11 protein-coding genes are annotated in these 9,521 nt (G+C 71.1%); 7 read left to right on the forward strand and 4 right to left on the reverse strand.

Features of this window, described 5'->3' with window-relative positions:
- The first annotated feature begins 230 nt into the window (after window positions 1-230).
- Together IEY82_RS30275 and IEY82_RS30280 are read left to right on the forward strand one after the other, a co-directional pair.
- Window positions 231-1,760 (forward strand): carboxylesterase/lipase family protein, encoded by a 1,530-nt coding sequence (locus tag IEY82_RS30275; RefSeq protein WP_189127675.1) that lies wholly within the window; start codon window positions 231-233, stop codon window positions 1,758-1,760.
- A gap of 43 nt (window positions 1,761-1,803) precedes the next feature.
- Window positions 1,804-2,307: an NUDIX domain-containing protein gene (locus IEY82_RS30280; protein WP_189127676.1), complete on the forward strand. Its 504-nt coding sequence runs from the start codon at window positions 1,804-1,806 to the stop codon at window positions 2,305-2,307.
- 87 nt (window positions 2,308-2,394) lie between these two features.
- Here the strand turns inward: IEY82_RS30280 and IEY82_RS30285 are convergent, their stop codons facing one another.
- Window positions 2,395-2,745: an MmcQ/YjbR family DNA-binding protein gene (locus IEY82_RS30285; RefSeq protein WP_189127677.1), complete on the reverse strand. Its 351-nt coding sequence runs from the start codon at window positions 2,743-2,745 to the stop codon at window positions 2,395-2,397.
- A 5-nt stretch (window positions 2,746-2,750) separates the two neighbouring features.
- The gene (locus IEY82_RS30290) at window positions 2,751-4,055 is read right to left on the reverse strand and encodes a M50 family metallopeptidase (protein ID WP_189127678.1); all 1,305 of its coding nucleotides are present in this window, start codon (window positions 4,053-4,055) and stop codon (window positions 2,751-2,753) included.
- A 156-nt stretch (window positions 4,056-4,211) separates the two neighbouring features.
- Here IEY82_RS30290 and IEY82_RS30295 point away from each other — a divergent pair, with 156 nt between their 5' ends.
- Complete coding sequence (locus IEY82_RS30295; protein ID WP_189127679.1) at window positions 4,212-4,817, forward strand: response regulator transcription factor; 606 nt, start codon at window positions 4,212-4,214, stop codon at window positions 4,815-4,817.
- A gap of 197 nt (window positions 4,818-5,014) precedes the next feature.
- On the opposite strand, the gene IEY82_RS30300 is transcribed toward IEY82_RS30295, so the two are convergent.
- Window positions 5,015-6,130, reverse strand: a complete 1,116-nt coding sequence (locus tag IEY82_RS30300) for a PP2C family protein-serine/threonine phosphatase (RefSeq protein WP_189127680.1) — start codon at window positions 6,128-6,130, stop codon at window positions 5,015-5,017.
- Between the two features lie 116 nt (window positions 6,131-6,246).
- On the opposite strand from IEY82_RS30300, the gene IEY82_RS30305 reads away from it, so the two are divergent.
- Window positions 6,247-7,476 (forward strand): GNAT family N-acetyltransferase, encoded by a 1,230-nt coding sequence (locus IEY82_RS30305; RefSeq protein ID WP_189127681.1) that lies wholly within the window; start codon window positions 6,247-6,249, stop codon window positions 7,474-7,476.
- 15 nt (window positions 7,477-7,491) lie between these two features.
- Window positions 7,492-7,641 carry a hypothetical protein gene (locus IEY82_RS30310; protein ID WP_189127682.1) on the forward strand — a complete coding sequence of 50 codons (150 nt, stop codon included), beginning with the start codon at window positions 7,492-7,494 and terminating at the stop codon, window positions 7,639-7,641.
- On the opposite strand, the gene IEY82_RS30315 is transcribed toward IEY82_RS30310, so the two are convergent.
- A complete protein-coding gene (locus IEY82_RS30315; protein ID WP_189127683.1) occupies window positions 7,638-8,105 on the reverse strand; it encodes a ribose-5-phosphate isomerase in 468 nt (155 codons plus the stop codon). The two genes, IEY82_RS30310 and IEY82_RS30315, sit on opposite strands and share 4 nt — an antisense overlap.
- 104 nt (window positions 8,106-8,209) lie before the next feature.
- On the opposite strand from IEY82_RS30315, the gene def reads away from it, so the two are divergent.
- Together def and IEY82_RS30325 are read left to right on the forward strand one after the other, a co-directional pair.
- A complete protein-coding gene (gene def, locus IEY82_RS30320; RefSeq protein WP_189127684.1) occupies window positions 8,210-8,695 on the forward strand; it encodes a peptide deformylase in 486 nt (161 codons plus the stop codon).
- A gap of 9 nt (window positions 8,696-8,704) precedes the next feature.
- Window positions 8,705-9,442, forward strand: coding sequence for an SDR family oxidoreductase (locus IEY82_RS30325; protein ID WP_189127685.1), 738 nt, complete (start codon window positions 8,705-8,707; stop codon window positions 9,440-9,442).
- Window positions 9,443-9,521: the final 79 nt, after the last annotated feature.

The following is a 9,521-nucleotide window of genomic DNA, read 5'->3' on the forward strand; positions in this document are numbered from 1 at the left end:
TCAACCGAGCGGTGGTGGCGATCCACCGATCGGTGGATCGCCACCCTGACGGGAACCACGGGAGAGTGGCAGGACCGCTCGCTCCGCCTACGCGTTCGCACCTCGGAACAGACCATCGACACCCACGCGCGCCGGGCCGGGCGGCGGCCCGGCGTTCGGCTAAATGCTTTGCCCGTAGATGGCGCGCGCTGGGATGCTCGGCCGAGCAGGAACGGAGAGGAGACCGCGTAGTGGCCGTCACCGCGTCCAGCAAGCCGTCCGAGTCCGAGCCGGAAGTCCGCACGACGGCCGGCGTCCTCCGCGGCGGCCGCGAGGCGGGCCTGGCGGTCTTCCGCGGCATCCCGTTCGCCGAGCCGCCGGTCGGCGCCCTCCGTTTCGCCGCGCCACAGCCGGTGCGCAGCTGGGAGGGGGTGCGCCCGGCGGTCGCGTACGGCCCGCCGCCCCCGCAGTCCGGCCTGCTCGGGGCGTCTGAGGGCACCACCGGCGACGACTGGTTGACGGTCAACGTCTGGACACCGGAGCCGGATCCGGCGGCGGGGCTCCCGGTGATGGTGTGGATCCCCGGCGGCGGTTACGCCATGGGCCACTCCAGCCTCCCGGAATACGACGCCGGGCGCCTGGCCGGCGGCGGAGCCGTGGTCGTGACCCTCAACTACCGTCTCGGCATCGAGGGTTTCGCGCAGATCGGCGGAGCCCCGGCCAACCGGGGGCTGCTCGACCAGGTCGCGGCCCTGCGGTGGGTGCGGGACAACATCAGGGGGTTCGGCGGCGATCCGGACCGGGTCACGGTCTTCGGGCAGTCGGCGGGCGGCGGATCGGTCGCCGCGTTGCTCGCCATGCCGCGCGCCGCCGGGCTCTTCTCACGGGCGGTCGCGCAGAGCGTGCCGGGGACGTTCTTCTCCACCGAGCTGGCCGCCGACATCGCCGCCGCCTGCGCCGCCGAGCTGGGGGTACGGCCCACGGTGTCCGGCCTGTCGGCGGTGGCCCCGGCCCGGCTGCCGGCCACGGGCGACGCGATCTTCGCCAAGACGGTGCAGTGGCGGGAGCGCTGGGGGCAGATCACCCACCGGCCGATCCCGTTCGCACCGGTCGTCGACGGTGACGTCCTGCCGGTGACCCCTTGGCAGGCGCTGGCTGACGGCGCCGCCCGGGACATCGCGCTTCTCGTCGGGCACACGCGTGACGAGCACCGGTTGTTCAGCCTGATCGACGGCGTGCTCGGCCAGGTCACCCACGAGCAGACCGAGACCGCTCTGCGCATGCTCGCCCCCGGCCCGGACGGTGCGCGCCGATACCGCGAGGCCTTCCCGGCCGCGACCGACGAGGAGCTGTACGAGCTGGTCAACGCGGACTGGTTGTTCCGCATGCCGAGCCTCCACCTCGCCGACGCGCAGATCTCCGGCGGCGGCCAGGCCCACCTCTACGAACTGACCTGGTCCGCCCCGGGATTGGATGGCGCCCCCGGCGCCTGCCACGGCCTGGACGTGCCGCTCGTCTTCGGCAACCTGAGCAGCGGGCAGCCCGCCATGCTGATCGGTGATCCGCCCTCCCCGGCGGCGGAGGAGCTGTCCGCGCGGATCCGCGGGGCGTGGACGGCGTTCGCCGCTCACGGCGACCCGGGCTGGCCTCCGTACGACGCCGACCACCGACTCGCGCAGCTCTTCGACACGCCGTCGAAGGTCTCCGCCTACCCGGAAGAGACCTCACGGCTGCTGTGGCAGGACCACACCTTCCCGGCGCTCCCGCTGCTCGCGCGGTAAGGGAGCATGCGCACCACTGGAAAGCGGGGCCCAGTCTCCCATCATGGCGATCAAGAACTCGCACTGCTCCTACTGCGGTCAGGCGTACACCCCTGATCAGGCATGGCCTCGGACCTGTTCCGGCTGCGGCAACACCGGCTATCTCAATCCGCTGCCGGTCGCGGTGATGCTGCTGCCGGTGGACGGCCGCCTGCTGGTGGTGCGCCGTGACGTCGAGCCGGGCCGTGGTGAGCTCGCCCTGCCCGGCGGTTTCATCGACATCGGCGAGTCCTGGCAGCAAGCCGCCGTCCGGGAGCTCCGCGAGGAGACGGGGGTCGTCGTGGACGTGGCTGACGTGCGGCTCTTCGACGTGCTCAGCGCTCCCGACGGCACCGTGCTGATCTTCGCGCTGGGGCCGCGGATCGGCTCGGCCGCCCTCCCCCCGGTGGCGGCCACGGCCGAGACGACCGGCTGGTCGCTGATCGGCGGGCCTCAGGAGCTGGCTTTCACGCTCCACACCCGGGTCGTGGCGGAGTACTTCACCCGCGAAGCCACCGGACATGGCTGAGCGGAGTGCTTCGCCCGTGAAACCGCCGAACACGGCTGACGGGAGCGACTTACGGCGGTGGCCGTCAGAGGGCAGGCCGCGTGACCGTCAGGGCATGCGGGCGATGAGGGACTTGGGCGCGATCACGCGGTAGGCGTCGGCGACGATCTCCGCGATCTCCGCCCAGTCCACCTCGACGTCGAGATAGACGCCGAGCCAGCCCCGGTGGCCGACGTACGGCGGGCGGAAGAACCGGTCGGAGTCCTCGGCCACCAGCTCCTCCTGCACGCCGGGAGGGGCCGCGCACCAGAAGCCCAGCCGGTCGTCGTGGTGATGGTCGGCGTAGCTGACGAACGTCTTCCTGCCTCTGACGAACCAGGTCGGCTCGCCGTGGCTGAGTCGTTCGGTGGTCTCGGGCAGGGCCAGGCAGAGCCTGCGCAGCTCGTCCAGCGGATCCATCGGCGTCAGCCGGTGAGTCTGAGCGGATTGAACAGGTCGGCGTACACGAGCAGACCGGCCATGATGATCATGACGAAGGCCAGCGCGTAGGTGAGCGGCAGCACCTTGGCGATGTCGACGTAGGCGGGCTCGGGGCGCCGCATGATCCGGGCATAGCCGCGCTTGAGGCCCTCCCACAGGCCGCCCGCGATGTGGCCGCCGTCGAGCGGCAGCAGCGGGATGAGGTTGAACATGCCGATCGCCAGGTTGAAGCCGGCCAGCAGGTTGACGAAGAAGGCGTACTTCTGGACGCCGGTCATGTCGGAGGCGAGGATCTCGCCGCCCATGCGACCGGCGCCCACGACGCCGACCGGGCCCTCGGGGTCGCGTTCCTGGCCCGAGAAGGCGGCGTGCCACACGCCGACCATCTTCTCCGGCAGCTTGACCAGCGAGACGGCCACCCTGCCGGTCAACTCGCCCATGTAGCCGACCACCTGGCCCATGCTCTGCTTCTGCATGACCTCGGTGGGCATGACACCGAGGAAGCCGACGTTCTTCTCGATCGTCGCCGGGTCGTCGGGCTTCGGCCGGTCCTGGGTGATGAGCGTGACGTCGAGCGTCATGGGCTTGCCGTCGCGCAGGATGCCGATCTTGACGGCGCCGGCGCCGTATGAGCGGATCTGGCGGGTGGCGTCGTTCCAGGAGGAGACCGGCGAGCCGTTGAAGGAGACGATCTCGTCACCGGGCTTCATGCCCGCCTTGGCGGCGGGGGTGGGCTGGTCGGTGGATTTGCACTCGGTGCGCTGCTCGCCGGCCGGGATCACGCACGTGTGGGTCCGCGGGGACACGATCGGCGCGTAACCGGGCAGACCGATGCCGACCAGCAGGATCGAGAAGAACACGAACGCCAGCACGAAGTTCATCGCCGGACCGCCGGACATGATGATGACCTTCTGCCACCACTTCTTCCGGTAGAAGACGCGGTCCTCGTCACCGGGCCGGACCTCTTCCTGGGCCACCTCTCGGGCGGTGTCGATCAGGCCCTGGAACGGGCCCGTCGAGGTGCCTCTGAGCTTGGTGGGGTCGTCGCCCGGCCGGGGCGGCAGCATGCCGATCATCCGGATGTAGCCGCCGAGCGGCAGCCACTTGACGCCGTACTCGGTCTCCCCCTTCCGCCACGACCAGGCCGTCGGCCCGAAGCCGACCATGTACTGGGGCACCCGGACGCCGAAGAGCTTGGCCGGCACGAGGTGGCCGATCTCGTGCAGTGCGATGGACACCATCAGCCCGATGAAGAAGATGGCGATCCCCAGGAGGAAGAGCCAGTCCATATACGCGCGCTCCAGGCCGGCGGAAAGGTCTTGACGGAATCAGACTAGTCGAACTCTCCACACCTGGATGGCTTGCGCACCCTTTGCGGAATCGCCAGACTGCGTTGACAGTATGAGATCAAACGATCACTCTGAGACAGAACGAAGGAGGGCGCCTTGATCCGGATTTTGGTCGCCGAGCACCTGCCGCTGGTGCGGCGCGGCCTGGTCGCCTCCCTCGACGCCGAGCCCGACCTGCGGGTCGTGGCCGAGGTGGGCAGTGCCGAGGACGTGCTGCCCGCGGCGCTCACCTGCGAGCCCGACACGGCGGTCATCGATCTGGATCTGCCCGGCTCGGGCGGCATTCCCGCCGTGACGCGGCTGCATGAGAAGGCGCCCGGCTGCCGGGCGCTGATCCTGTCCGCCCAGCCGACCCCCGGCCAGGTGCGCAGCGCCCTGGCCGCGCACGCGCTCGGTTTCATGAGCCTCGACGTCGCTCCCGAGCAGCTGGCCGAGGGCCTGCGGCAGGTCGCGGCGGGCCGCCGGGCGATCGACTCGGAGCTGGCGATCGCCGCCCTGCAGTGCGCCCCCAACCCGCTGACCAGGCGCGAGCTCGACGTGCTGCGCATCGCCGCCGAAGGCGCCGGGTCGGCGGAGATCGCCGACCAGTTGTTCCTGTCGGTCGGCACCGTGCGCAACCACCTGTCGCGGATCATGTGCAAGACCGGCGCGCGCAACCGCCTCGACGCCGTACGGATCGCCAGCGACTCAGGCTGGCTCTGACCGCCACGAGCGGGCCGAACCCCGGACGGAGCCGCGCCGCTCCCCCGGGGCTCGGGCTCATGGGCAGAGCGTTACGAGAATCCCAGGACTCCGGCGCACCGGCCAGTGACCACGATCATGGTTGGGCCATGGGGTCGGTCATGGTGCGACCCATGTCGTTCGTCACTACAAGCACCACAGGGCTTGCCACGCGGACGCTACGGGCGCCAGATGAGCACCAGCGCGCAGTCGTCGTTGTGGCCCGACGACATGACGTTGACCAACGCCCGCGCGCCGTCGCGGAAACCCGACGGCAGCAGCCGCTCCGCCTCGCCGAGCAGCTTGTCGAGCCCGGCGTCGATGTCGCGGCCGGGCTCCTCGATCAGCCCGTCGGTGTAGAGCAGCAACGCGTCACCCTTGCGCAGGGTGCCGCTGTCGGGCTCGCAGTGCAGGTCGGGCACCACGCCGAGCACCACGCCCTTGGCCGTGGCGACCTGCCAGTTGCCGGTGCCCGCGTCGAACTTCACCACCGGCGGATGACCGGCCGAGGTGATCGTGTAGGCGCCCGTCGCCAGGTCGAGCCGGACGTGCACGGCGGTCACGAACCCCTCGTCGCCGCGCTGGCGGTGGAGGTAGGCGTTGCAGGCCGGCAGGAAGTCGTCGACCGAGCCGAGCAGCCCGCCGAAGGTGCCCGACAGGAGCAGCGCTCTGGTGCCCGCGTCGACGCCCTTGCCCGACACGTCGACCAGGGCGATCTCCACCTTGTCGCCGTCGCGCATGGAGACCAGGAAGTCGCCCCCGAAGGAGGACCCGCCCGCCTGCTTGAGCACGACCTTGGCGCCCCAGTCCTTGGGCAGCGTGGGCAGCTCTCCCTGGCTCTTGAGCCGGTCGCGCAACTCCAGCAGCATCGCGTCTCCGCGCAGCCCCTGCACTCCGAGCTTGCCCCGGGTGCGGGCCATGAGCACGGCCAGCACGGTGGTGAAGCCGATGGTCACCATGAGTCCGAGCCCGATCCGGCCCACGCCGAGGGTGACGGCGATGTAGCCGAGCGCGACGGCGACCGCCACCATCAGCTTGGCCAGGCTGGCGAGGCGCAGTTGCAGCCCGCCGAGCAGGGTGATGAGGATGAGCAGCGAGGGCGAGAACCACTCGGTCGACACCCGGGCGGCCAGCAGGCCCACCAGGAGCGTCAGCACGGTGAGGGTGACCAGCAGGTTGCGGTCGCGGGCCAGCGGCCCTCTGCGGAGGAACCGTACGGCGGACACCAGGAACGGCACCCGTACGAGGAGCGCACGGAGCCATGGCGGGATCAGCGGCGCCGGACGGGAACTCATGATGCGCCTGACTGTAGCGGTCTGGCCCGGCTTTGGGCAGCCCACTTGACCAACACCTTGATCATCTTGCCTGATAATCGGTGGCCCTCACCTCGGACCGCTCATACGGTGGACGGATGACGTATCCGATCCGTCCGGTTGACGAGGCCGACTGGCCGGCGTTCGCCGAGGTGCTCTCCGAGGGGTTCGGCTGGACGCCGCATCCGCAGCAGTCCGCACGGTACAAGGCGCAGACCGAGTTCGACCGCACCCTGGCGGCGTTCGACGGCGACGTGGTCGCGGGCGTCACGGCCGTCTTCAGCCTGACGATGACCGTGCCGGGCGGTCAGCTCCCGGTCGGCGGCGTGACGGGCGTCAGCGTCCTGCCCTCGCACCGCCGCCGTGGCGTGCTGTCCGCGCTGATGCGCCGGCAGCTGAACGACATCCGCGAGCGGGGCGAGGCCGTCGCCGCCCTCTACGCCTCGGAGTCCTCGATCTATGGCAGGTTCGGCTACGGCAGGGCCGCCGGGGAGCTGTCGTTCCGGATCCAGAAGCACGGGTCGGCCTTCGTCCGGAACGCTCCCGTCGACCCGTCGCTGCGGCTCCGGGTGGCGAGGCCGGCCGAGGCGAGGGGCGACTTCGAGCGGCTGTTCGCGTCGATCGCGACCCGGCGCCCCGGTCGCTACCTGCGCCACGAGCACTTCTGGACGGGCCTGCTGGCCGACGAGGAGATCGACCGGCGCGGTGACGGCATGCTGCGTTCGGTGATCGCCGAGGACGACGGGGGCGTGCGCGGCTACGCGCTGTTCCGGATCAAGGCGAGCTGGGACTCCAACGGCGTGCCCGACGGCGAGCTGCGGCTGCATGAACTGGAGGCGTCCGATCCGGCGGCGTACGCGCTGCTGTGGCGCAGCGTGCTCGACCGTGACCTGGTCTCGCGGGTGGAGGCGGGCGGCAGGCCGGTCGACGACCCGATCACCGTGCTGCTGGCCGACCCACGGCAGCTGCGCGCGTCGTGGGCGGACGAGCTCTGGGTCCGGCTGGTCGAGGTCGACCGGGCGCTGACCTCGCGGTCCTACTCGGCTCCCGTCGACGTGGTCATCGAGGTCGAGGACGACGTGTGCCCGTGGAACGCCCGCCGCTGGCGGCTGAGCGCCGATGCGACGGGCGCCGAGTGCAAGCCGGTCGAGGACGAGCCCGACGTGACGCTGCCGGCCTCCTCGCTCGGCTCGGCGTACCTGGGCGACGGCCTGCTCACCACCGAGCTCGACGCCGGGCTGCTGCGTGAGCACTCGCCCGGGGCGGTGCGGGCGCTGGCCACGGCGATGTCGTGGAGCCCGAAGCCATGGGCGGGGCTGACCTTCTGACGTAGGCTCCTGAGCATGGCGCTGCAGAGTTTGCAGATCACGGCGGTCACCGCGATGCGCGCGCGCGACGTGTCGAAACCGTCGAGGGAGCAGCAGGAGGCCGCCGACCGGCGGCCCCTGCGCGACGAGATGCCGCGACGCGATCCCAAGCGTCGCGGAGGTTAGGGCAGCGAGGGCAGCTGGCCGATGGTCTCGTAGGTCTCGACCTGGGCGATGCGCCGGCTGTGGCGCTCGGCGCCGGAGAAGGGCGTGGCCAGGAAGGCCTCGACAAACCTGGTCGCGTCTTCGGTGGAGTGCATCCGGGCGCCCACGCTGACCACGTTGGCGTTGTTGTGCTCGCGGGCGAGCTTGGCCGTCTCCTCGCTCCAGACCAGGGCGGCGCGGATGCCGCGCACCTTGTTGGCGGAGATCTGCTCACCGTTGCCGGACCCGCCGATGACCACGCCCAGACTGCCCGGATCGTCGGCGACGCCCTCGGCCGCCCGCAGGCAGAACGCCGGATAGTCGTCCTCGGCGTCGTAGACGAAGGGACCGCAGTCGGTCACCTCGTGGCCGTGGTCCTTCAGCCAGGACACGAGATGGTTCTTGAACTCATAGCCGGCATGGTCGGCACCGATGTAGACGCGCACGGCTCCAGTCTTCCACAGCGCCGTCCATCGGACTCCCGGCGCGTGCGCTCTGGCTAGAGTAAGGGGCCCCGACCTTACTCACTCCTTACGGAAGCAGAGCACCCATGCGTGAGATCCGTGTGATCGGCGACCCGGTCCTGCGCACGCCCGCGGAGCCCGTGGAGGGCTTCGACCGCGAGCTGCGCCGCCTGATCGACGAGATGTTCGAGGCGATGTACGCGGTGGACGGTGTCGGCCTGGCCGGCCCGCAGATCGGCGTGTCCCGGAGGCTGTTCGTCTACGACATCAGCGGCCGCAAGGGGCACGTGGTCAACCCCGTGCTGACCGTGGACGACCCGGAGGAGATCGTCGACGAGGAGGGCTGCCTGTCCGTCCCCGACCGGCGGGCGGGCCGGCCGTCCTACGCCCCGGTCGCGCGGGCCTCCGGGGTGACGGTCGAGGGCTTCGACCGGCTGGGCCGGCCCGTACGCGTGAAGGCGCGCGGTTCGCTGGCCCGGTGCTTCCAGCACGAGACCGAGCATCTCGACGGCAGGCTGTACCTCGACCGGCTGTCCAAGAGTGAGGCCCGCAAGATCATGCTGAAGGCGTAGGTTGGCGGCATGACCTCACTCTCGACACTCTCGGGCATGGGCGCGCTGGTGACCGGAGGCTCTCGCGGCATCGGCCGGGCCATCGTGGAGCGGCTGGCCGCCGACGGGGCCGACGTGGTGTTCAGCTACCACACCAGCACCGAGGCGGCCGAGCGGGTGGCCGCCGAGACGGGCGCGCTGGCCGTACGCGCCGACCAGGGCAGCGAGGAGGACCTCGCCCGGCTGTTCGCCATGGCGGAGAAACGGCTGCCGGGCGTCGACATCGTGGTCAACAACGCGGCCGAGGGCGGCCAGGCGCCCATCGCCGACGTGACGCGCGAGACCTACGAGCGGGTGTTCGCGGTCAACGCCCGCGCGACGTTCCTGGCCATCCAGTGGGCGGGCAGGGTGATGCGTGACGGCGGCCGGATCGTCAACATCTCCACCCTCAACACCGCGCTGCCCGCGCCCGGCATCGCCCTCTACGCGGCGAGCAAGGCGGCGGCCGAGCAGTTCGCCAAGGTGGCGGCGCGCGAGCTGGGAGAGCGCGGGATCACCGTCAACATCGTCTCGCCCGGCGCCACCGACACCGAGATGCTGCGCGCCAGCAACCCGCCGGAGGCGCTGGAGCAGGCGTCCGGTTGCACCGCGTTGCGGCGGCTCGGCCGGCCCGACGACATCGCGGCGGTCGTCGCCTTCCTCGCCGGGCCCGACGGCCGGTGGATCACGGGGCAGAACCTCCTGGCCACCGGCGGCATGCTCCTGTGATGGCCGTGGCGGCCGGACGTGATTCATCGCCGTGCCGGCCGGACGTGTCAAGGGGCGTGGGGGGCCGTACGGGCCGCCA

The sequence above is a fragment of the Nonomuraea cavernae genome (assembly GCF_014646355.1).
In the GTDB taxonomy this organism is placed as follows: Bacteria; Actinomycetota; Actinomycetes; order Streptosporangiales; family Streptosporangiaceae; genus Nonomuraea; species Nonomuraea cavernae.

Excerpts from the sequence above, each read along its gene's own strand:
- IEY82_RS30280 (WP_189127676.1), top strand. The coding sequence starts at position 1,804 with ATGGCGATCAAGAACTCGCACTGCTCCTACTGCGGTCAGGCGTACACC.
- IEY82_RS30285 (WP_189127677.1), bottom strand. The coding sequence starts at position 2,745 with ATGGATCCGCTGGACGAGCTGCGCAGGCTCTGCCTGGCCCTGCCCGAG.
- IEY82_RS30290 (WP_189127678.1), bottom strand. The coding sequence starts at position 4,055 with ATGGACTGGCTCTTCCTCCTGGGGATCGCCATCTTCTTCATCGGGCTG.
- IEY82_RS30300 (WP_189127680.1), bottom strand. The coding sequence starts at position 6,130 with ATGAGTTCCCGTCCGGCGCCGCTGATCCCGCCATGGCTCCGTGCGCTC.
- IEY82_RS30305 (WP_189127681.1), top strand. The coding sequence starts at position 6,247 with ATGACGTATCCGATCCGTCCGGTTGACGAGGCCGACTGGCCGGCGTTC.
- IEY82_RS30310 (WP_189127682.1), top strand. The coding sequence starts at position 7,492 with ATGGCGCTGCAGAGTTTGCAGATCACGGCGGTCACCGCGATGCGCGCG.
- def (WP_189127684.1), top strand. The coding sequence starts at position 8,210 with ATGCGTGAGATCCGTGTGATCGGCGACCCGGTCCTGCGCACGCCCGCG.
- IEY82_RS30325 (WP_189127685.1), top strand. The coding sequence starts at position 8,705 with ATGACCTCACTCTCGACACTCTCGGGCATGGGCGCGCTGGTGACCGGA.